Below are 21,134 nucleotides of genomic sequence, written 5' to 3'. Positions count from 1 at the left end.
CCGTTTTAGAATTCGTTATTTATTAGTTGAAATGGCACGTACGAGAGGGATGCGTAATAATCGCTTCGTTTTTATTCTGTTTTTAGTGGGTATCGGACTGGTTCTCCGCTACTGTAACCAGCCGCATCCTTTTGAGGTAATCAAGGGGGATTTGTATGAAATAGCGGGCATGAAACGCCCACCGGAAACGCGTCCGGTGGATACCAGCAAAGAAACAGGTTCGAAACGTGAAAAGGGTAGGAAAGAAGAGTATGACTCGGAAGCTTCGGATGTACGGGAGGAAAGCAGTACACAAAGCGGAGAGGAAAATACTAGCTCTACGCTGGGTTCGATAGATGAGTACTTACCTGCCTACAACAAGAATGATCAGATTATCAGACGCAGAGGATACATTCTTGACTATCAGGAAGAATATGAGCAGCCATCCTGGGTGGTCCATTTGTTACTTAACAAAAAAGGTAATGCTAAGCGAGCCGATAGTTTTCAGCCCGATCCAATGGTAAAGACGAAAACAGCTTTGCCGAATGATTACACCAATACGGGTTATGATCGGGGGCACCTGGCTCCGGCAGGTGATTTTAACTATGATCAGGAATTGAAGGACGAAAGTTTTTACATGAGTAATATGTCTCCGCAATTGCACGAGCTTAACACGGGCATCTGGAATAACATTGAGCAGAAAGTAAGAAGCTGGAGCAAAAAACGGGGTGATCTGGTTATTGTTACCGGACCCGTTCTGAAAAAAGGATTACCAACGATTGGCAAGAGTACGAAAATTGCGGTTCCTGAATACTACTACAAACTCGTATACGATCCTCATAAACAGGAAGCTATTGCGTTCTTTATCGCCAATAAAGCTTTTGTGAACGTAGTTCTTCAGGATTTTACGACTTCAATTGATGACGTTGAAAAGAAAACCGGAATTGACTTCTTTGCCAAGTTACCCAAGTCCGTTCAAACGAATATTGAAGCTCAGCATGACGTGAAAGCCTGGTTTGGCCGGGGACGTTAACGGCTTAGGTTAGTACCATAAAAAATCCCAGTCGGTATAGTCGACTGGGATTTTTTATTAGGTCTTCATTTTCTTCTTTTTCGCGGCGGGGAAAAGAATGTTATTAAGAATCAGCCGATACCCCGGTGAGGTAGGGTGTAAGTTTAAATCTGTCGGTTCTTCGCCTACTTCGTGACGATAATCTTCGGGGTCGTGACCGCCGTAGAAGGTCCAGAAGCCTTTACCGAAGGTTCCGTGAATGTAGCGAGCTTCGCCCACTGAACGATTCTCGCCCAGAATCAATACTTCCGGCTTAATGTATTCCTTTTTGAAAGCCGTCGTTTGCCCCATAAATCCTTTCACGGTCGTGGTATGATTCTGGGTTAACATCGTAGGAACGGCATCCCATTTCGCTGAAAATTGAAACAACTGAAAGTAATCGTTAGACTCGATCAATCGGCGTTCTTCGGGCTGGCTGTCTACCGTAGAAAATTCAATCTGGTAAGGGTCAAGGATAACCTTAAAGTCTTTGAAGGCAAAGGTTTTAGAGAAATCAAGCTTCTGATTAATGTTTGGATCGGCGGGGGTTCCGTCGTAAAAAGGGTCTACGAAATCAACACCATTGGCCGCCAGAGCTACGTCATAGGTATCCGTTGCGTTACACATGGCGAACATATACCCACCACCCGAAACGAATTCCTGAATTTTTTTGCCACGTTAAATTTCAATTCAGGAATGGTTGAAAACCCATATTTAGCCGCTGCCTGTAAGCCATTCCTTTTCTGAGCCTGGTAATAGGGATAATTTCGGTGCTGCCAGAACTTACCCATTTGTCCGGTAAAGTCTTCGTGGTGAAGGTGTAGCCAGTCGTAGGTGGGTAACTTGCCACTCATGACTTCATCATCATAAACCGTTTCGTAGGGAATTTCAGCGTAGGTTAGTACCAGTGTTACGGCGTCGTCCCAGGGCTGATTTACCTTTGGACTATACACGGCAATTTTCGGAGCTTTCTGAAGTTTTACCACGTCCATGTTCACATCCGGCTGTTGCAACTCCTGACGAATTTGCTGGGCCTGACCGTCCGAAATGACTTCATAACTGATGCCCCGAATAACTAGCTCATTCTGAAATTTCTGATTTTCGGGGATCATGAAACTGCCGCCCCGGTAATTAAGTAACCACTCAACTTCGGTTTCGTAATTTTTTAGGACCCAATACGCCAGACCATACGCTTTGAGGTGATTTTTCTGGGATTCATCCATCGGAATCAGTATTTGCGAGGCCCGAGCGGAACCGCAAATCACGCAGAAAAGGATGAACGGAACGATTAGTCGTTTCATTGGTGCAGTAGTTTTCAAAATCAGGAACGAATTTTGACCTTTAGACCATATACGATCTTCCGATCATGGTTCTTGAAAGAATGAATTTACCAGAAATTAAAGATAATTAAGGAGCAATCTATGAATTTGCTTGAAAATACCCGCGAAGGATTACGATCCATCCGGGCGAATTTATTACGTACGGTTCTTACTTCCTTGATCATTGCCGTGGGAATCAGTAGCCTGGTGGGTATTCTGACGGCCATCGACGGTATTCAAAGCAGTATGGATAATAGCTTTGCTGGTCTGGGGGCGAATACGTTTGATATTAATCAGGGCGAACAGATGGGGATTCGTATTGGCGGTCGCCGACAGAAGGTTTTTGGGGCGATTCTTTACCGCGAAGCTCAGGAATACAAAGAACGATTTGGCTTTGGTGCTACCGTTTCTCTTGCTACGATGGTGACGGGAGCAGCTCAGGTCAAGTTTGAGAGCAAAAAAAGTAATCCCAACGTCACGGTGATGGGAATTGACGAGAATTTTTTCGCAGTGAAAAGTTTTAAACTTCAGGAAGGGCGTAACCTGACGGCCAATGATGTGTCGATGTCTACGAATGTTGCCATTATGGGGGCCGAAATTGCGACTAATCTTTTTGGAACGTCCCAACCCATCGGGAAAGATATTACGGTGCTGGGGACAAAATTTCGGGTGGTAGGCTTACTGGAACGAAAAGGTAACCTGACGGGTGGAGGAGACGACCGCCGAATTTATATACCCATTGAAACGGCCCGGCAATTGGCCGGTACCCGCGTGTTATCTTTTGCCATTACAACCAGCGTCCCCGGCCTCAATCGGATAGAGTTATTAATGGGCGAAGCCCGGGGCTTAATGCGGCAAATCCGCCGTGATCCGACGACGCAGGAAGATTCTTTTCAGGTAGAACGGGCGGATGCCGTGGCGGAAAACTTCAAAGAAGCCAGTTCTAAACTCAAATATGGCGGTTTTGGTATCGGCATCATCACCTTACTAGGAGCCAGCATTGCTCTGATGAATATTATGCTGGTTTCGGTAACCGAGCGAACTCAGGAAATTGGCATTCGGAAAGCCCTGGGAGCAACACCGAGTCGCATTCGACAGCAGTTTTTAATCGAAGCCATTGTTATTTGTGTATTGGGAGGCGTTGCAGGGCTCATCCTGGCAATGGTATTTGGCAATGTGGTTTCGCAATTGCTCAGTCAGGGCACGGCTAGCTTTATTATTCCTTGGTTATGGCTTGGCATTGGGATTAGCGTTTGCATCGTCGTAGGCCTGTTTTCGGGCTTTTACCCCGCCTGGAAAGCCTCCCGGCTTGATCCCATTGATGCATTGCGTTATGAATAAGTTTAGTCAGCAGGTTGATTTACAGGAGAATGTGAAGAAGTAGAAAACTTTTTCAGGGAAGAGCTTGCCAAGGCGTGTAGGAATGTTGTATACTTGCACTCCCAAACGCGATACGCAATGCCCAGATGGCGGAATCGGTAGACGCGATGGTCTCAAACACCATTGCCTTCACGGGCATGCCGGTTCGACTCCGGCTCTGGGTACTGGTCATCCCTCTTAGTAGTCTGCTTGTCAGAATATTAAGAGGGATTTTTGCTTTGTTACTGAATAATCTCAGATTTTAAGGCTAGGATAGAAGGTAGCTAACTATGCGTATCAGATCCCCATGCAAAGCACTCAGGATTGGCCTTCACTTGAGCAGCTTTAAGGCCTAGGATGGGCTGTTTTACAGGAACAATTAGCCGCTAATTAGTCGCGTTTAATTGAATTGTTAAAACAACAATTGGATGAATGTTTGCCCAAAGCATATAACGATCAGATGCGTACGTTTGATTACCTCATTAATGGCATCATTCAGCATGAACATCTACCATCTTGGGCAAATTGGCTTAGTAATGAGCATGCTCAAGCACCAGTAAACCTTATCAAACTTAACTTCTTTTAATGTCTAACCTTAAAGGATGGTACCAAAGCTTACCTGTGCCAACAGAATTGTCAATGCTGAGACTTGGCCTTATGGTTTAGCCACGGAGCTAATGTGATCAGCAATGCCAGAGATTATTTTATCCCAATCTGCCGCATGAAGTTCATGGCCTGTTCCTTCTAAAGTTATCCGGTGTGCATCATCGAGCTCCGCTAGCAATACATCCGTGTGTTTGTAAGACCAGATGACATCATCGGTTCCATGAATAAGCAAAGTCGGCTGTTTAATCTCCGAGACTCGTCCATAGTATTGTTCTCCGCCTTGTAGGAATGCATGATTGAACATACTCACGTAATTAGTTGCCCGCTTGAATTCAGCCCGGATCAGCTGTTCGTGTCTGTTTTTATCAAAAGGTTTCCTACCACTCATCAAGTGGGCCCCTTGACTCATGTACTCGACCACGGCCTGCTCATCAGTCCAATCTACCTCTCCTCGCTTAGCCTGAAAAGCAACGATACGCTGGTCCATTTCCGGAATGGTGGGATCAGAGTCCCCCCAAGGTCCTGTGGAGATCAACGTGAGGGACTTAACGCGTCGCGGGTATTTGAGTGCTGCCATCTGGGCGATCAATCCGCCCAGGGACATGCCCACCAAATGAGCTTGACCCAGCCCGTAACCGTTAATGATGGCCATGGCATCATCCACTAGATCGTCTAACTGGTAGGGAGGAGGCCCCGGGGTATAGGTGGTCGATTGACCCACATCCCGGTTGTCGTAGCGAATGACAAAATAGCCTTTACGAGCCAGCTGCTGGCAGAAAGAGGTATCCCACCAGAGCATGGAAGCCGTGGCACCCATGATCAGTAAAACGGTAGGCCTGCCTACCTGGCCGAAGCTTTGGGTGCATAACTGCACATCTTTGTGTTGAATCAGGCGTTCATTCATCGACTTATGGTAATAGGTATCATCTGCTGAAGCACCAGGTAAACCAGCTCTTTTGAGCAGTACACCTGCGTGGACAAAGGTAGTCCCATCGGCAATGGCCTTACTTGTATAAAATCGACATTTTACTCAGAACGAAACAGGGACCAATCCTGCCTGAAATAAGTCATTGGCGGTTGGCCAGCAAACTCGTTGACATCTCGAATAAAATGGGACTGATCCGAGTAGCCAGCCGCGTAGGCCGTTTGGGTCAGCGAAGTGGGGTGATCCATAAACAAATTGATGCTATGCTCAAAGCGAATGATGCGTGATAATAACTTGGGGCTAAACCCGGCTATCGTCTTAAAGCGTCGTTCTAGCTGCCGTTGGGACAGATAATGCTGATCTACTAACGCTTGAATGGCGAGTTGTCCTTTACTCGAAGTAATAGACTGGATGCAGCGGAGGACGCCTAGATCGCTACTCGACAGAGTGGCCAATCTATTCTCAAAAAACATCGTCAGCTGGTGGATTCGCTCTGAGTTTGATCGGGCGAGGATAATGGTTTCTTCCAAATCCTTTCCGACTTGTCCCAACAAGTCAGAAAGTGCTAAATGCTGGTTCGTGAGTTCATGGGCGGGAACTCCTAACAGCATCCCCAGTGCTCCGGGATGAAAGTAAACTCCCACCAAACCCACAGCCTGGGGGGTCACATACTGATAGGCTCGCTGGGTTTGAGCTTGTATACTCGCTCCCTTAAGAATTTGCGAGGTACCCGATGGATTTTCGAGTTCCATCGTCCCTTGATACTGAAAGACCAGTTTGGAAGAGCCCGAAGCGACCGCCCAATGAAAAAAGTGGGTAGTTGGAGGGGCACTACTTTCCAGTGTCCAGAAAAAATGGATGTAGTCTCGGAGCCTCGGGGAGGGCAGATAGCGTAGGTAACGCATGGGCAATGATGTTTAGCAGGCCATGAACAAGATAGCTTGGTGAGTTTGTTAACAGTTTGCTAGGATAAACCCGTTCTGGTAAAAAAGTTGGCTAATAACGAATAGATTTTAGTCCAACTGCTGTTTAATCATTTCATACACATGGATTAACTGCCTTCGGCTTCCGTCGCGTCTTTTTTTCATTAAGAACAAACCAGAGCTCAACAGAGAGTTGCCTGTAAAGTTGCGTTGGGCGATTGCCAATCCACGTGTCGGGTCTACCAAAAGAAACTGTCCCCCAAAACCGTCTGCCCAATAGGTTTGAGTATCCTTATCAATCCACCACAAATACCCATAGGCATCAAAAGGCCACATGCTTTTATCCAATGTCTGGGTATAGGGTTGAAAGCTTTCTTCAATCCAGGAAGCCGAAACGATTGGCTTGCCCATCCAGACTCCCTTTTGAGATACCATCGCCCCGATCCGGGCCATATCGCGGGCACTGAGAAAAATCCAGTACACCCGGTAATCAGATTGGTCGTTTCGGATGGGCCATGGGTTTCCGTATACAACATTGGATGGTGCAAAGTCCTGCAGGCCAAGAGGCTGGGCTAGGTATTTATCCATAAACCCGCCAATGGTTTGCCCTGTTTTCTTTTCGAGAATAGCACCTAACACGTTGAAGTCAAAATTATTATAAAAGAAAAACTCTCCAGGTTTATATTGATCTCGTTTCGGTCGGTTGGCCTTGGCAAAATCCGTCTCGGCTTCGGCTGGCAGATACACTCCTGATTTGGCCATTAACAAATCACGAACTGTAGCGGTTTTCTCCTGGTGGGTCAGCGGGGTTTTGCTTTCATCGATTCCTAGTTCTCCCAAAGTCTGGTCAAGACGCAGCATACCTTTTTCAACCGCAATACCGATCAATAGATCCATTATGCTTTTTCTGGCTGAGTGACAGTTAATCAGCCGCCGGGTGTCTCCCACTTCAAGAATGATCCGCTCCTTCTGAATGGCTACTACGGCCTGAGCGTTCTGGGCAGTATCTTGTATATAAAGAGAAAGCTGGTTTTGGGTTGCGGCGGATAATGTACCCGCTGTGGAAAGGGGCTTGCCATAGCGGCTCTGCTTGTACCATACGCGTGGTAAACAGGCGTATACGGATGTTAAGACCAGGATGATCAGCGTCGCTGTAAGTAAAGATTTGACTCTCTTTTTCATAGTTGCTTGTAGTTTTGGGCGAAGCAACCATCGAATAATTAGATAAGGCCCTCAAAAGATATTTTGAGAGTAATTAACTTGGGTCGATACCTCAGAATACGGATATACCCTTACTCTTGTTTGAAGTGTTTGTTTTGTTGTACATAGGTTTTGGGTGAAATCCCGGCGATTGATTTAAAAATCCTGTAAAAGCTGGCCTCCGAATTAAACCCGCACTCAAATGCGATTCCTAGCAAGGAAAGGTTTTGTGATTGAGGGGTATCCAGCATCCTTTTCACCGCCTCTACCCGGTATTCATTAACTAGTGTTCGAAAGCTCTTGCCAAATGATTGGTTAATCACCTTGGACACCACTGACGAGCTACTGCCCAGTACATCCGCCAGTTTCTGAATAGTAAGCTCGGGATCCAAATACAATTTTTGCTCTATCAAAACCTTCTCGATCTGCTCTTTTAGTAAATTTTTTTTACTTGATTGGTCATTAGAAACGGGTGAGACAGGACCGCTTCGCTGGGCCGGCAGGAATGAAAGTAACTGCTGTTGGGAAAGCTTTGCAAGGATAACCGTGTTGTCTGCAATCATGTAACCCCTAAAACCAAGGTAATACACCAGGCTTGAAAGGTAAATGAAAAACACTTGCAAATAGACAAAGGGCCGTATCTGGAAAATCGAGAAATTTTCCAGCAAGAAAGTTAGCCCCCAGATTCCAATCAGTATAAAGCACAGCAGCGATAACCTTCTAAGCCAATTGTAGGTGGGATAATCGGTAGTAGAGGTATAATCAAAAAGCCATTGACGATACTGATGAACTAACCTTGCCCCCATCCACCAGTAGATAATAGCTGAAAAGATGGCTAAAATTTCCTCTATTTGCTTGACTAGATTAAACGAAAGGCCATTGGCAATAGCGTCTTTTTCATTTAAATCCATGGTCGATAAGGTTGCCATGTATACAGCAAGTGCATACCCCATTGAAATAGCAAAGGGGACAAAATGCGGCCAGTGCTTTCTGTTTAGTTTAAAAGGGACATAAACCAGGGAATGGATGTATAACCAGACGAGTGGCTGAATGAGCAGTTCAAATGCCAGTGGGAAGTACCGAAAGTATACAGAGTGCCAAAGTCCGGTAGTGTGAATCAATATTTTCACACCTAATAAATTGAAAGTGATCAGCACTGCTAACAATAACAACTTATTCAACTGTTGTCTTTTGCGAAGGGTAATCATTGCTGAAATAATGATACCCTGGGCGATCCCAATGAGAATAATTACTTCAAAAAGGGAAAATCCGGCATTGTGACTCATGGTCAATTAGATACAAAAAATGTATTTGTATAGGCTTGAAATAAAAGCATCTATGTAGAAGTGACACCGCAAATCGGTTTTCCCAGGGTTAGTTGCTGTTTTTCACTAATCCTTATGTATAATCTACTTTCTTCTAAGGTAATCCCCATTTGATTTATCGTACGTATACGTTTCCACGTACGATTGTAATAGATGAGTAGGTAAGTACTGGAAGAACGTTCTTCTCCCAGTATTTTAGCTACTCTATATCGTTAGTAAGTGCTATCTAGCCCATGTCCGGGAAAAGCCTATTCCGATCCTGTTTTATAAGTGTTTTTAATTAAGTCGAATGTTTCTGCCAATGTTTGATTTCTTCCTCAATGAAGTGAGTGACTAAGGTTCGATAGAGCCCTTCAATTATATCTGGATTTAATCCCTGCTGCTGGGCCCAGTCTCGGCGTTGAACTAGCATAGCAGTGAAGCGTTCAGGGGCACGTACCGCTGTTTCATTGGTTTTGAACTTAGCCGCTGCTTTGACATATTCAAATCGCTGTGCCCATAGACGAATCACTTCCTTATCGAGGGCATCAATAGCCTGCCTGATATCAACCATGTCCTGACAATCTTCTGGCTTCTTAAAGGGATGATCCATGTATTTCTTAATTGTATAATCAATCGTTATGTTATATTAACTAGCTGAGGCTGTTAGGGAAGCAATTTAGCTGTGAATATCTTTTTTGGAGACATTTAAGCTTTCGGCTCTAGCAAGTCCCAAAGATTGCCATAGAGGTCTTCAAATACGGCTACTTTTCCGTAGGTTTCTTCTTTGGGAGATCTAACAAACTTGATTCCCTGTTGCTGATACGCCTGATAGTCTCTTTCGAAGTCGTCGGTGTAGAGGAAGAGAAATACCCTGCCACCCGTTTGATTGCCAACCCGGCTTTCCTGAGCTTGCCCATCCGCTTTGGCTAGTAATAAAGCACACGACCCATCGCCCTTTGGAGCCACTAACACCCAGCGTTTGGTTTCGCTAAGTTTCGTATCTTCCAGCAAAGTAAACCCAAGCTTAGTCGTATAAAAGTCTATCGCCTCATCGTAATCTTGGACTACTAGGGTGAGGTGAGCAATGCGTTGATTCATAGAAGATGCTAAGCTAGTGATTAAATACTGGTACTGGTGGTATTTAATCACTGCAAGATCTAAAGGTAATCCATGCAAAAGGGGTGGAATAATCCCACGTTATAGATATTCCAAATCACCTGTAAAGAGTCTGCTGGCAGTGAGCGAAGCGAGCGGACCGTTAGCTATCTAGTCCACTGTAGAGGCTTTTCGTGATAACGAACGTTTCAGTACCCGTTGTGAGTGAAAATCAAATTATTGATTATCAGGTATTTGTGGTTTGCCTAACTGGGTTGGCTATATAGTCCACTGTTAGTTTGCTAGGATTGTGTAGATTCAATGGTTGGTTCAATACTCGCTAAAGTTATGGACATTAACCTCCGGCTTTCCTACTTCTCCTGGATCTTGATTATAGCCTCAACATTAGTTACTCTATTACTATCCTTTGGCTTTTACCTGGGCTCTAAAGATGATTCACAGGTTATGCTTATTGAACAGGGATGGGTTTTAATTCTAGTAGCTAGATGGGTTGGGTTTTCACTGTTATCAACACTAGCATCTGTTGCGATTGCCGTTCTTGGAACGATCGTATCAGACGCATCAAGTTACAGGCAAATATTCCGAATCTCAGCCGTTTGCAATAGCATCGGAGCATTTTTAGGAACCGTAGCTTTCGTCAGAACTATCATGTTTCGAAAATCTTCCACCTAACTCCCGGGGGTAGATTAGACGCTTTTAGCTACCGGGGAGGGTTAAATAGTAACTCTACCGCCCTTTACTTGCAAGACTGCCAGGAGGCTGATTCACCAACGATGATTGGACTAACTCCTATATGGGCTGGACAGAAGATATAGGGAGCTTCAGCATTCTCTTTCTTTTCCCGGTCTTCATCATAGTGAAAGGTCAGATAAAACACAGTGTCTGTTTTCTTAAATTCATCTGGAAGATTAAGTACTGCTGCCTGAGAGGTATAAATAGTACTCAAGTGAGCAGGCCGAGGAAGGTCCGAGCGTGGCTCCAAAAATGTCACCAGAGAAGCTTTAACTGGGCAGTACTCCATGGTATAACGTACCGCTACACATGTACGCTTATGAACGTTTGCTTGCTCTTTCGAGCAGGAGAAGAGGATGAAAGCAAGCAGGATGACCGATACGATATGGGATTTCATAGGCATAGACTTAATTGGTTCAATACAGACCCTGAACTTGTATTATAGGTTGCAAGGCCGTTCATCCTAAGTTCTTTGTTACTAGTCATGGAAGAACGATCTTAGATAAACTATCCACCCTTAACCGTCTGCTTATGTCTACTTACAAAGAGTTTATAAAAGTCTTCTTAGTTACCTTAGTAGGCATGTTCGTCTGCGTTTTTGCCATCGAAGTCCTCTACCGAGTTATGAAAGGATTACCATTTGAAGAAGCCATGACTCTCTATCAGCCTAACTATAGCCATGTGGGAGTCGCTTGTGCCATCGCTGTTGCAGTGACGTATGGAAAGAAGAGATCTCTTGCTGAGAAGTAAGTAATAAGCAATTCTCTGGGGTGTAAAATTTTAAACGCCCTTTATTATCAGGTGATTTAGTTTTTATAGATTTTAGAAAAATCAAAGGTAAGCTATTGCCAAACTTTCGCTTACACCGGCATATACTAATGAGCGAATGGTTTGTTGTTATCTATTTAACTTCTTTATTTTTAAGATTTAAACCTGCACGATTTAATCTTTACATTTATGGCATACGATTTTGTGACCCACAATTGTTTTGTAATCAGTCAGGAATAACTAGTATTTTTTTGAAACCTACATGAAGCTTATGGCTCTACTGGAACCGTAAATTATCAAATACACTAATGTAATTATTAATTCACTAGTGCAAAGTTGCTCTATACTCTAGCCAGTAATCCATAGGTAAGTAAGGCAGATGCCATTCTTCAGAGGATGATTTAGAGAATCTTTCAAAGCCATAGATAGATTGTCTAGTAGTTAAAGTCAGATTATGAAATTTAAACATCTGGTTTAATAATACATCGATGGAAATACTCTGAGCTGCTGCATAGCTAATCAGGTCTTTATAGTAGTCATCTAACAAATAGACATAGTATTGGGGATAGTTATTTTCAAAAATCAGCAGTTCACCATAGGCAAAGTCAGATAAGGAGTATTTATCAGGGAAAAGGCCTGAAACGAATGAAACTCCCAGAATTGGGGTTTTTAACAAGTTAATTTTTATTCGCTTGTTAACATCTATCATCATTGAAATGCTTTGAGTCTGCTATTAAGTGTAATATTCACCATCCCAAGGCCCTTCAAAACTGACGGTTGCACATGCACCCTTTCCTCTTCTTCATCTGGAATAAGGCCGAAAGTGTATCCATCAATTTGCACCTGAAATAGTTTAATTTTTATATCCTGGTACGTTACTTCGCCTCCCGCAGTCGCTCGGCTCTGCCGAGTGACTGCATAGCTGTAGGCCTCTGGCCGTCTGAGGCAAAGAAATCTACCAGAAAGCTAAAAGGTTTGCCTAACCTAAAAGCTTTGACTTCCATCGGCCAGAGGCCTGCACTCTACTTTGTCACTCGGCAGAGCCGAGCGACTGCGGGAGGCTATTAGGAGACGATCAATGTTGCATAAGTCGTAGAAAATGGGCTGAAAGTTTCAGATAGACTGTACTAGGGGTATTGCTATAAATCTAAGCTGTTGCTTAGTGGCTATGACGTCGGGAGTTACTCCTGTTCTAATCCCGTATTGGGGATAGTAAAGTTTCCCCCAACGTCCTTCCTTGTGGATGACAGATTCGTTCATTAATGGTCTCGAATAAAGCGAGACAATGTTATTTTAGAAACTCTCTAGGCTGGAAAATAAACCGTAAAAATAGATCCTTCACCCACGACACTATGAGCGGTGATGGCTCCGCCGTGGTTATTGACTACGTTCAGGCAAATGGCCAGGCCGACGCCTGTTCCGGCGAATTCGTTTTTACCGTGTAACCGCTGAAAAACCTGAAAAATCCGGTCAAGGTATTGTTCGTCAAAACCAATACCGTTATCCTGAATGTCAATCTGATGGTAAAGGGGCGTTTGTACAATGGGTTTTACGGTAAGGGGTAAATCGGTAACTTTCGTAATCCGGTACCGAATCTGAATGTTCGGAATCGTCGCATTGCCTAGCGTGTCACGACTGCTGAATTTTAGAGCATTGCTTAATAAATTCTGGAATAACTGACGCAATTGCGAGGCATCTCCCTGAACGCTGGGCAATGGAGCCTGCTGGACCTGAGCCCCGGACTCTTCAATGACAATCGAAAGATTATCCCGAATCTGTTGAAAGACCTCATTCAGACAAACAGGTAGTAATGTGATCGTGCGGCTGGAAATTTTGGAAAAATTGAGCAGGTCATGAATCAATAAAGACATCCGTTTGGCGGCATCCTGCATTCGGTTTAGATACAGCAACTCATCCTTGGCCGTAGGTTGGAATTTCTTCTTTAGCAAATCGCCAAACTGCTGAATTTTACGCAGCGGCTCTTGTAAATCGTGACTGGCGATATAGGCAAACTGTTCCAGACTTTCGTTCGAACGCATTAAATGCAGGTTCAATTCCGCCAGTTCGTCAATTGTACGGGCTAGCTTTTCATTCGTATGGATTAATTCCCCATTGGCTACCGCCAGCTCTTCCGTTCGTGCCTGAATCTGACTTTCCAAAGCAAACTGAAGTTTTCGCTGTTTGGTAACATCCTGAGCAGTTCCACTGACTTTGTAGGGCTCATTCTTGGCGTCGTAAAAGATCTTTCCCTGAGCATGCAAAATGCGTTCTGTATGCGTATGAACGTTTTCCAGCGTATACTCTACATCGTAAATGCTCTGGAGAAGAAAAGCTCCTGCCAGGGCTTCTTTCAGTCGAGGCACATCCGATTTCCGAACGGATTCGAAAAAGGCTTCCAGCGTGATTACTTTTTCACTGTCAAACCCATACCATTGCCGCATCCGATCAGAGAAAATGATTTCGTCCGTTTTTAAATCCAGCTCCCAGGTACCTAATTGAGCCAGTTCAACGGCACCCATCAGGGTAGCCTGAGCTTCAATGGCGTTTTGTCGTTGAACCACTACATCCGTGACATCAACGGCTACAATCAGCGTGGTGGTGTGGCCGGTTCCGGTTGCAACTGGGGTATAGTGAAATTGGTAATAACGTTTCGCAATCGAGTCAGATGGCTCATACACAGGTAATTCGGCAGAAGTATAAGCTTCTTTACGTTGATGAACTCTTTTCAGATCCTGGATGAAATCATGCTCAGCCCAGTCGGTCAGGCTTTCCAAACAGGACTTGCCAATGAGTTCACGTCCTTTCTGCAAAAGCTTAAACAAAGCTTCATTCGCAATTTCAAGCGTCATGTCTTCTCCCGAAACCAAGCCCATGGCAATCGGGGAGGCGGTAATCAGCGTCTGGAAGCGAGGATAGAGATCAGCAGACCCATGAGAAACCGGAGCTTCTTTATAGGAAGTAATGATGAGTTTAAAGTAATCCGGTTTCCTTTCAGTATCATAGGCACACCTTGCCCTGATCCGATGAATCGAGCCGTCATCCCAAACGACTCGGGGTTCAAAATACACCTGACCCGTTTCCATGAGGGTAGAGTAAGCCGCCTGTCGGAGTAACTCATCCTCTGGGTGAAAGTATTGTACGAAAGCAAATCGGCTGAGCTGGGCCGCTGCATTACCCGTCATCAGCCAGGCATACGAGGGAGAGTATTCAATGGCATTACTCTTGAGATTAACGATACAAAAACCGACTTCCTGATTCTGAAAAGCCAGTTCTGCTAGTTTCTGAGAAGGCTGGTGCGGAGCCATTTCTTCAATGATGCCCGTTAATTCAAAAGAGTTTTCCAGCGTTAAAATCTTACCCTTCATCCGCCGCCATTGAAAAGCATCTTTCGTTCGGAATTGTACTTCAAAAGCGGAAGCAGTAGGCGTATTAGGGGTAAAGTGAAAACGTTGGATGATTTGATGATGATCTTCAGTATGGATACACGCCAGAAATTGAAGGAAGGAAATGCGGCCTTCGCCGGAGTACCCCAGAAGCGATTGGGCCAGGTCGTTGCATACGATTTCCTGCGTTGTTGGTTCGTAACTCCAGGTACCGATTCCGCCCACCTGTAAAGCCAGTTGCAATCGTTTGATTTCAGAGTGAAGGTTTGTTGGGGTAGGCATAGAACTGCCGGATAGTTATGCTGATCAAATTAGGTGAAAAATCACATAAACATACTTGAATGTTTAGAAATTTAGATGAGTAAAACCTAGGTATTGTGAATAGATAAGTAAGGATGAGGATAAATTCAATTTTTTTCAATCAATTCAACTTCAAATGGGTTAATACCAGATCGAAGGATGGTTTGAAGAAAAGCTGTTTTTTGACGATTTAAACGATTAATCTACACTTCTTTACGCAACGGAACGCTATGATTACTCGCCGACATTTTCTTACGAATACCTTAAAAGGAGTGGCGTTGACCGGTACGGCACCACTGCTTACTCCCTTCTGGAGCGAACCGTCAAATGAACCAGAAACCATGACAGAAGACCAGAAAATAGCCAGGAAACATTATCGGCTGCCTTATCACTCGGGTTTGGGTGGGGTAGCGATTGGTAACGGATTTAAGCCTACTTCCGACAAGGATGCTGAACAGGCACTGGAAGCAGCCTGGGCACAGGGGGTTCGTTATTTTGACACGTCTCCTTGGTATGGATTGGGGTTGAGCGAAAGACGCTTTGGTCATTTTCTCAAGAATCAGAAACGCGAGGATTATGTATTGTCCACGAAGGTTGGGCGTATTCTCAAAGCTACTAAAACGCCGCCCAAAGCCCTGTGGCAAAATCCTTCGCCTTTTCAGCATGCATATGATTACACGGCCTCGGGCGTTCGCCGTTCCGTAGAAGATAGCCTGCAACGCTTAGGTCTGGACAGCATTGATATCGTGTTCATTCACGATTTATCGCCCGATAACGGAGATTTAAAAGAACGCTGGACGGAGCAATTCGAGATTGCTGCCAAAGGAGCCATGCCCGAGCTGACTAAAATGCGGGAAGAAGGGATAATTAAAGGTTGGGGATTGGGGGTTAATACCATCGAACCTATTCTAAAGACGCTCGAAGTAGCTGATCCAGATGTTTGCCTTTCAGCCACGCAATATTCGCTCATGTATCATCAGGATGCTCTGGACCGGCTTTTCCCGGCCTGTGAGAAAAAAGACGTGTCAATAGTGGTGGGTGCTCCACTGAATGCTGGTTTTCTGGCGGGTGTGGATCGCTATAATTACAGTGGGCAAATGCCCGAAGGGTATAAGGAAAAGCGGGAGAAGATCAGTGCCATTGCGAAAAAACACGGAACGGATTTGCGAACCGTCGCTTTGCATTTCTCGGCGGCTCCATCGTTCGTTTCGGCGGTTATTCCCGGAGCACGAACGGCTCAACAAGCTTCCGAAAACGCGATTTCGATGAAAGCAAAGGTACCGGCTGAGGTATGGCAAGAACTAAAAGCCCAAAAGCTGATTTCCGAACAGGCTCCCACGCCTAAAGTGGGTTAATCAAACCAAAAGAAACCCTGCTCGCATCACAAGCAGGGTTTCGGGATTACTTACTTCAGTTACTAAAGCCTTATCACGCAGAAAAAGCAGTACCAGAACCCCTTAAATAGCTGGTAGTATGGACGATAAAAAGCCTCTTGTGTCTAAAACAGGAGGCTTTTGTCATTATACGTAAGGCGTACTTGCTAACTTTTAGGGGTATTCAGGCCGCATAAAAAATGTTGCGGTTAGAAGAGTTCTAAATCCTGCTTAAGTGCTATAATTTGTATGAAATCAGTCGCTAACCCTTAACAGATTCACGAGCTGAAAGGCCATCATTCCGTCGCTTTAGGTATCGGGAGTCGGTTGAGAATCCTCAAGAAACGTTAATTTTAAGAAAAAACAGATGCGAATAATACTTACTCTAGGTTTTCAATTCATTTTCCTTTACTCCTTCGCTCAGAAGAATATGGTGCCTTACGTGAAACCCTTGATTGGTACCGAGAAAATGGGGCATACCTTTCCCGGGGCTACCGTACCTTTTGGTTCGGTGCAGTTAAGTCCTGATTCTGATACGATTTCGTATGAACTCAATGGCAAGTATAATGGCGAGGTCTATAAGTACTGTGCGGGGTATAAGTATGAAGATAAAACCATTGTCGGTTTCAGTCATACGCATTTCAGTGGAACGGGTCATTCCGACTTAGGTGATTTTCTTATTATGCCAACGCAGGGGAAGCTTCAACTCAATCCCGGTGTAGCCTCAGACCCCAAGACGGGCTACCGTTCGGCGTTTTTGCATACGAATGAAGTCGCTGAGGCAGGGTATTATAAAGTTAAGCTCGACGATGATCATATTCTGGCGGAGTTAACGGCTTCCAAGCGGGTTGGTTTTCATCAGTACACTTTTCCGAAATCAAATGATTCGCACCTTATTCTGGATTTAGCTTCGGGGATTTATAACTACGATGATAAAGTAATCTGGACGTACGTTCGGGTGGTGAATGATTCGCTCATCACGGGTTACCGTCAAACCAATGGCTGGGCTCGTACCCGCACGGAATATTTTGCTTTATCCTTTTCAAAGCCTTTCAAGTCTTACGGACAGAAAAATCTCGACAAGAATCAGGTCTATCGGGGTTTCTGGCGGAAGTTCGACCAGAACCATAATTTCCCCGAGATTGCGGGAAAACGCATTCGTATGCACTTCGATTTTGCGACGGCAGAAGGGGAGCAGGTGAAACTGAAAATGGCAATCTCGCCCGTAAGTCAGGAAAATGCTCTGGAGAACCTGAAAGAAGAAGTGCCCCATTGGGACTTTAACCGGGTAAAAGCGGAAGCTCAGGCATCCTGGAACAAGGAGCTGAACAAAATTCAGGTAGAAACCTCCGAAGATAACCTGGTCAATTTCTATACTTCCATGTATCACACGTTCATTAATCCAACGGAATACATGGACGCGAATCGGCAATACAAAGGCTTGGATCAGGGCGTTCATACGGCGAAGGATTTTGTGAATTATACTACGTTTTCGCTTTGGGATACCTACCGGGCTTTGCATCCGTATTTTAATATTATTCAGCCTTCGCGTAATAATGACATGGTGAAATCCATGATGGCTCATTATGACCAGAGTGCTCTGAAAATGTTACCCATCTGGTCGCATTATGCCAATGAAAACTGGTGTATGAGTGGTTACCACAGCGTTTCGGTAGTAGCCGATGCCATTATCAAGGGCGTTTATACGGGTGATGCCCATAAGGCTCTGGAGGCCTGTATGGCCACGTCTAATCACCGCGATTATGAGGGCATTGGGGAGTACATCGACACGGGGTACGTTCCGGCGGAGAAGAATGGGACGTCTGTTTCAAATACGCTCGAATATGCTTATGACGATTGGTGTATTGCTCAGATTGCCAAAAAACTGAATCGCCAGGAAGTGTATGAGAGCTATTTAAAACGTTCGCAGAATTGGAAAAATGTGTATGATAAATCCATCGGTTTCATGCGTCCACGGATGGCAGACGGTAGCTTTAAGAAAGAGTTCGACGTATTGAGTACGCACGGTCAGGGTTTCATCGAAGGGAATACGTGGAATTACAGTTTTTTCGTTCCTCACGATCCTGCCACAATGATGGAAATGATGGGGGGAGCTAAGAAATTTGCTACTCGTCTGGATACTTTATTCTCTATGCATTTACCCGATAAGTTCTTCGCTGAAACGGAAGACATTTCTCGCGAGGGCATTATTGGGGGTTATGTGCACGGGAATGAACCTGCTCACCACGTGGCTTACCTCTACAACTGGGCGGGTCAACCCTGGAAAACGCAGGAACGGGTACGGATGATTCTGAACATGCAGTATAAGCCAACATCCGACGGCCTGGGAGGGAATGATGATTGCGGTCAGATGAGTGCCTGGTACATTTTTTCGTCGCTGGGTTTTTATCCCGTAGCTCCCGGTTCTGATCTTTATTCGTTAGGAAGTCCGGCGGTGAAAAATGCTGTTCTAACTCTGGAGAATGGAAAGACGTTTACGGTAGAGGCCATTAACCAAAGCGACAAGAATGTGTATGTACAGAAGATTGTACTGAATGGTAAGCCCGTAACGAACTACACGCTTTCGCACGCAGACCTTATGAACGGGGGTAAACTGACGTTCTACATGTCGGCTAAACCTGTTAAAAAGTAATTTATGATAGAAAGCTGACCATTGGCTTTTGACGAAAATGCAGGGGACAGGTAGTTTACATTGGAGCTTCCCGAAAGGTTTAACCTTTCGGGAAGTTAAAAGGGCTCCTGACAAAAATCTAATTTGTAATACAGATCATACCGAAAGCTAAACGCCAGCCTTGCTACTTTATAAAGTTTGATGTCGCATGGGTTTGAGATGCACCGTCTCGCGACCCTGAAGAACTTCATCCGGGATGCCTTTAACTCCGAAAACTTTATCCCAGGTACGTTCGTAACAATGAGCTGCATCTGGAAAAGTAATGGAAAGTTCAAGAGCGTGCTGGTAATAGGATTTCGGCTTTTGTTGAATTATTTCCCGATGGATGATGAACTGAGCCCCCAATACGAAGGTATACTTCTCGGGGCCTTCTAGGCCGGTCAAAGCCCGATAGTAACCCGCAATATCCAGCCCGCGGGCGTCTTCATTTTTACTCCAGGTTTTGAATAATTTCTCTCCTGCTTTATCATCCGTATCAATCAGGTGACCCAGCCATTGAAAGCCGCTTATCTGTCGCTCGCCAGCGGCTAGTTCGCGTAAGGTTTTATGGAAATCGAAAGCATGGTCAAAAGGCTTTCCCTGGCAAAAAACCGTGATTTCAGCCAGAGAATCGTACTTTTCAAGAATATGATGTAGATACGTATGAGCTTCCCGCCCCACGTTAGGTAAGCGAATGCCAGACTCGTAGGTTTGGCTGGAATCTTTATGATAAACCGTCTGCTGAATAAGCTTCGGGACTTTGCGAAGCCAGTTGAGATTTTCGTTGTAATGGGCGACTACTAATTCAAATTGCATCCGGCAAAAATACGCAATTCTGATGGGAGGCTGGCATTGCTTTTTTACTTAGTAGTGTAGATCCATAACCACAAAAATAGATAAGATCATGTTTAACCGTCATAAAGAAAAACACGCTGGTACGTCGCTGGGCTCAGCCACTGCCGATACGAATTTAGTAAATAACCAGGGCTCCTCTTCAGAAGCAGGAAAGAACAGCACTATTACGCAGCCCATCGAAAAACCTGTAGGCGGCCCTTATGATCCTGAAGAGGACATCATTGAAAAAGAGGCAGGATCAGAAAAAGTATATGGTGAAGATCCTAATCCAGAAGCTCAGTTTTTAAACGACGCCAATGCTACGCACGACCGTCGATATAAAGATCTGGAAGAGCGTTTCCCAGAAGACGACGAACTCGATGGCGATCAAGCTCGCCCCGAACGTGACATTCCTCTGGTATAGTTACGTAGCTCTTTTAGGTTAATACCCCAAAGCGGTAGCAGGACTCTTTTCCTGCTACCGCTTTTTTTGTGGTAATATTATTTTGAACAAGTATCTGATAGTTAACTAATTATAGGTGAAACATTATTTGTGTAAATAAAAATTTACTCAAATAAGTAAAAATAAATAATCTGAGTAAGGAATTCAGGCCGTATAATTGTTGAAATCTTAAGCTTATGATTATATCCGTTACTAGTTTGAAGGGAGGGGTTGGGAAGTCCACCTTATCACAAAATTTAGCCGTTTGCTTTGCTCACGCGGGTTATAAAGTCTGCATCATTGACGTGGATACCAACCAGAGTACGATTCGCTGGTCGGGATTGCGTTCGGAAGACAATCCGGCCATTCCGGTATTCGGTCAGCCCGACGGCATTGAACTGTCGAAGAATGTAAAGATTCTGGCCCGGGACTATGAAGTCATTGTGATTGATGGTACGCCGTCACTGAATAAAGTAACCAGCAAGATTATCCTTCTGGCCGATGTGTTATTAATCCCGATCTTACCGAGTGGTCTGGATATGTGGGCGACGGAACAATTCATGGAGCGTTACCAGGATGCAGTTCATGAAAAAGAAGCTCCCATTCCGGCGTACTTCATTCTAAACCAATTTCAGTCAAACATTAACTTGGCCAAAGAAGTTAGAGATGTGCTGGAAGATTCATCAATTCCAGTTTTTCAAACTACCTTAGGTACCCGAACCGCTTACCGCGAAGCCGTCATTAAAGGCGTAGGCGTAGTGGAATACAAAGATCCGAAAGCGAAAACGGAGCTGGTAAACCTCTTTAATGAGTTAATTAAATATGTAGAAGTTGTAAATAATTAAT

At 44.7% G+C, this 21,134-nt stretch carries 17 protein-coding genes, 1 tRNA gene and 1 pseudogene; 8 read left to right on the top strand and 11 right to left on the bottom strand.

The features are described 5' to 3' along the window. The first annotated feature begins 31 nt into the window (after positions 1–31). Positions 32–1,012: a DNA/RNA non-specific endonuclease gene (locus BWI96_RS01710; RefSeq protein ID WP_157830174.1), complete on the top strand. Its 981-nt coding sequence runs from the start codon at positions 32–34 to the stop codon at positions 1,010–1,012. A 57-nt stretch (positions 1,013–1,069) separates the two neighbouring features. Here the strand turns inward: BWI96_RS01710 and BWI96_RS01705 are convergent. After that, positions 1,070–2,331: pseudogene (locus BWI96_RS01705) on the bottom strand (asparagine synthetase B). Positions 2,332–2,451: 120 nt separating this feature from the next. Between BWI96_RS01705 and BWI96_RS01700 the strand changes: the two are divergent. Then, a complete protein-coding gene (locus BWI96_RS01700; RefSeq protein ID WP_106634961.1) occupies positions 2,452–3,690 on the top strand; it encodes an ABC transporter permease in 1,239 nt (412 codons plus the stop codon). Between the two features lie 119 nt (positions 3,691–3,809). Further along, positions 3,810–3,893 (top strand) — tRNA-Leu (locus BWI96_RS01695). A 470-nt stretch (positions 3,894–4,363) separates the two neighbouring features. Here BWI96_RS01695 and estT read toward each other — a convergent pair. From estT to BWI96_RS01660, 7 genes are all read right to left on the bottom strand, one after another. Then, entirely contained in the window at positions 4,364–5,218 is an 855-nt protein-coding gene (estT, locus tag BWI96_RS01690; RefSeq protein ID WP_106634960.1) for a macrolide hydrolase EstT, read from the bottom strand. 122 nt (positions 5,219–5,340) lie between these two features. Further along, a complete protein-coding gene (locus BWI96_RS01685; RefSeq protein WP_106634959.1) occupies positions 5,341–6,144 on the bottom strand; it encodes a helix-turn-helix domain-containing protein in 804 nt (267 codons plus the stop codon). 108 nt (positions 6,145–6,252) lie between these two features. Further along, positions 6,253–7,344, bottom strand: a complete 1,092-nt coding sequence (locus BWI96_RS01680; RefSeq protein ID WP_106634958.1) for a serine hydrolase — start codon at positions 7,342–7,344, stop codon at positions 6,253–6,255. Between the two features lie 110 nt (positions 7,345–7,454). Then, positions 7,455–8,570: an AraC family transcriptional regulator gene (locus tag BWI96_RS01675; protein WP_157830173.1), complete on the bottom strand. Its 1,116-nt coding sequence runs from the start codon at positions 8,568–8,570 to the stop codon at positions 7,455–7,457. A 397-nt stretch (positions 8,571–8,967) separates the two neighbouring features. Then, a complete protein-coding gene (locus BWI96_RS01670; RefSeq protein ID WP_106634956.1) occupies positions 8,968–9,279 on the bottom strand; it encodes an isochorismate lyase in 312 nt (103 codons plus the stop codon). A 95-nt stretch (positions 9,280–9,374) separates the two neighbouring features. Continuing rightward, positions 9,375–9,767: a VOC family protein gene (locus BWI96_RS01665; protein ID WP_106634955.1), complete on the bottom strand. Its 393-nt coding sequence runs from the start codon at positions 9,765–9,767 to the stop codon at positions 9,375–9,377. A 754-nt stretch (positions 9,768–10,521) separates the two neighbouring features. Then, the gene (locus BWI96_RS01660; protein WP_157830172.1) at positions 10,522–10,914 is read right to left on the bottom strand and encodes a hypothetical protein; all 393 of its coding nucleotides are present in this window, start codon (positions 10,912–10,914) and stop codon (positions 10,522–10,524) included. Between the two features lie 134 nt (positions 10,915–11,048). Here BWI96_RS01660 and BWI96_RS01655 point away from each other — a divergent pair, with 134 nt between their 5' ends. Continuing rightward, entirely contained in the window at positions 11,049–11,267 is a 219-nt protein-coding gene (locus BWI96_RS01655) for a hypothetical protein (RefSeq protein ID WP_106634953.1), read from the top strand. A 343-nt stretch (positions 11,268–11,610) separates the two neighbouring features. On the opposite strand, the gene BWI96_RS01650 is transcribed toward BWI96_RS01655, so the two are convergent. Together BWI96_RS01650 and BWI96_RS01645 are read right to left on the bottom strand one after the other, a co-directional pair. After that, positions 11,611–11,997: a hypothetical protein gene (locus tag BWI96_RS01650; protein WP_106634952.1), complete on the bottom strand. Its 387-nt coding sequence runs from the start codon at positions 11,995–11,997 to the stop codon at positions 11,611–11,613. 592 nt (positions 11,998–12,589) lie between these two features. Further along, a complete protein-coding gene (locus BWI96_RS01645) occupies positions 12,590–14,950 on the bottom strand; it encodes an ATP-binding protein (RefSeq protein WP_106634951.1) in 2,361 nt (786 codons plus the stop codon). Positions 14,951–15,198: 248 nt separating this feature from the next. Here BWI96_RS01645 and BWI96_RS01640 point away from each other — a divergent pair, with 248 nt between their 5' ends. Both BWI96_RS01640 and BWI96_RS01635 read left to right on the top strand, forming a co-directional pair. Next, positions 15,199–16,323, top strand: coding sequence for an aldo/keto reductase (locus BWI96_RS01640; RefSeq protein ID WP_106634950.1), 1,125 nt, complete (start codon positions 15,199–15,201; stop codon positions 16,321–16,323). Between the two features lie 385 nt (positions 16,324–16,708). Further along, positions 16,709–18,994 carry a GH92 family glycosyl hydrolase gene (locus tag BWI96_RS01635; RefSeq protein ID WP_106634949.1) on the top strand — a complete coding sequence of 762 codons (2,286 nt, stop codon included), beginning with the start codon at positions 16,709–16,711 and terminating at the stop codon, positions 18,992–18,994. Between the two features lie 168 nt (positions 18,995–19,162). Here the strand turns inward: BWI96_RS01635 and BWI96_RS01630 are convergent, their stop codons facing one another. After that, positions 19,163–19,828: a DUF3431 domain-containing protein gene (locus tag BWI96_RS01630; protein ID WP_106634948.1), complete on the bottom strand. Its 666-nt coding sequence runs from the start codon at positions 19,826–19,828 to the stop codon at positions 19,163–19,165. Positions 19,829–19,916: 88 nt separating this feature from the next. Here BWI96_RS01630 and BWI96_RS01625 point away from each other — a divergent pair, with 88 nt between their 5' ends. Both BWI96_RS01625 and BWI96_RS01620 read left to right on the top strand, forming a co-directional pair. Continuing rightward, entirely contained in the window at positions 19,917–20,270 is a 354-nt protein-coding gene (locus BWI96_RS01625) for a hypothetical protein (RefSeq protein ID WP_106634947.1), read from the top strand. Positions 20,271–20,485: 215 nt separating this feature from the next. Then, positions 20,486–21,133, top strand: a complete 648-nt coding sequence (locus BWI96_RS01620) for an AAA family ATPase (RefSeq protein WP_106634946.1) — start codon at positions 20,486–20,488, stop codon at positions 21,131–21,133. Position 21,134 lies beyond the last annotated feature (1 nt).

It is taken from the genome of Siphonobacter sp. SORGH_AS_0500 (genome assembly GCF_002838835.1).
GTDB lineage: Bacteria > Bacteroidota > Bacteroidia > Cytophagales > Spirosomataceae > Siphonobacter.
The sequence above is the reverse complement of the archived record's forward strand: the minus strand, read 5'-3'. Positions and strand labels throughout refer to the sequence as shown.

What these genes read in the sequence shown, in the direction of transcription:
- BWI96_RS01680 (WP_106634958.1), bottom strand. Translation starts at nt 7,344, where the DNA reads ATGAAAAAGAGAGTCAAATCTTTACTTACAGCGACGCTGATCATCCTG.
- BWI96_RS01660 (WP_157830172.1), bottom strand. Translation starts at nt 10,914, where the DNA reads ATGAAATCCCATATCGTATCGGTCATCCTGCTTGCTTTCATCCTCTTC.
- estT (WP_106634960.1), bottom strand. Translation starts at nt 5,218, where the DNA reads ATGAATGAACGCCTGATTCAACACAAAGATGTGCAGTTATGCACCCAA.
- BWI96_RS01670 (WP_106634956.1), bottom strand. Translation starts at nt 9,279, where the DNA reads ATGGATCATCCCTTTAAGAAGCCAGAAGATTGTCAGGACATGGTTGAT.
- BWI96_RS01640 (WP_106634950.1), top strand. Translation starts at nt 15,199, where the DNA reads ATGATTACTCGCCGACATTTTCTTACGAATACCTTAAAAGGAGTGGCG.
- BWI96_RS01620 (WP_106634946.1), top strand. Translation starts at nt 20,486, where the DNA reads ATGATTATATCCGTTACTAGTTTGAAGGGAGGGGTTGGGAAGTCCACC.
- BWI96_RS01655 (WP_106634953.1), top strand. Translation starts at nt 11,049, where the DNA reads ATGTCTACTTACAAAGAGTTTATAAAAGTCTTCTTAGTTACCTTAGTA.
- BWI96_RS01625 (WP_106634947.1), top strand. Translation starts at nt 19,917, where the DNA reads ATGTTTAACCGTCATAAAGAAAAACACGCTGGTACGTCGCTGGGCTCA.
- BWI96_RS01675 (WP_157830173.1), bottom strand. Translation starts at nt 8,570, where the DNA reads ATGATTACCCTTCGCAAAAGACAACAGTTGAATAAGTTGTTATTGTTA.
- BWI96_RS01665 (WP_106634955.1), bottom strand. Translation starts at nt 9,767, where the DNA reads ATGAATCAACGCATTGCTCACCTCACCCTAGTAGTCCAAGATTACGAT.
- BWI96_RS01630 (WP_106634948.1), bottom strand. Translation starts at nt 19,828, where the DNA reads ATGCAATTTGAATTAGTAGTCGCCCATTACAACGAAAATCTCAACTGG.
- BWI96_RS01700 (WP_106634961.1), top strand. Translation starts at nt 2,452, where the DNA reads ATGAATTTGCTTGAAAATACCCGCGAAGGATTACGATCCATCCGGGCG.
- BWI96_RS01685 (WP_106634959.1), bottom strand. Translation starts at nt 6,144, where the DNA reads ATGCGTTACCTACGCTATCTGCCCTCCCCGAGGCTCCGAGACTACATC.
- BWI96_RS01650 (WP_106634952.1), bottom strand. Translation starts at nt 11,997, where the DNA reads ATGATGATAGATGTTAACAAGCGAATAAAAATTAACTTGTTAAAAACC.
- BWI96_RS01645 (WP_106634951.1), bottom strand. Translation starts at nt 14,950, where the DNA reads ATGCCTACCCCAACAAACCTTCACTCTGAAATCAAACGATTGCAACTG.
- BWI96_RS01635 (WP_106634949.1), top strand. Translation starts at nt 16,709, where the DNA reads ATGCGAATAATACTTACTCTAGGTTTTCAATTCATTTTCCTTTACTCC.
- BWI96_RS01710 (WP_157830174.1), top strand. Translation starts at nt 32, where the DNA reads ATGGCACGTACGAGAGGGATGCGTAATAATCGCTTCGTTTTTATTCTG.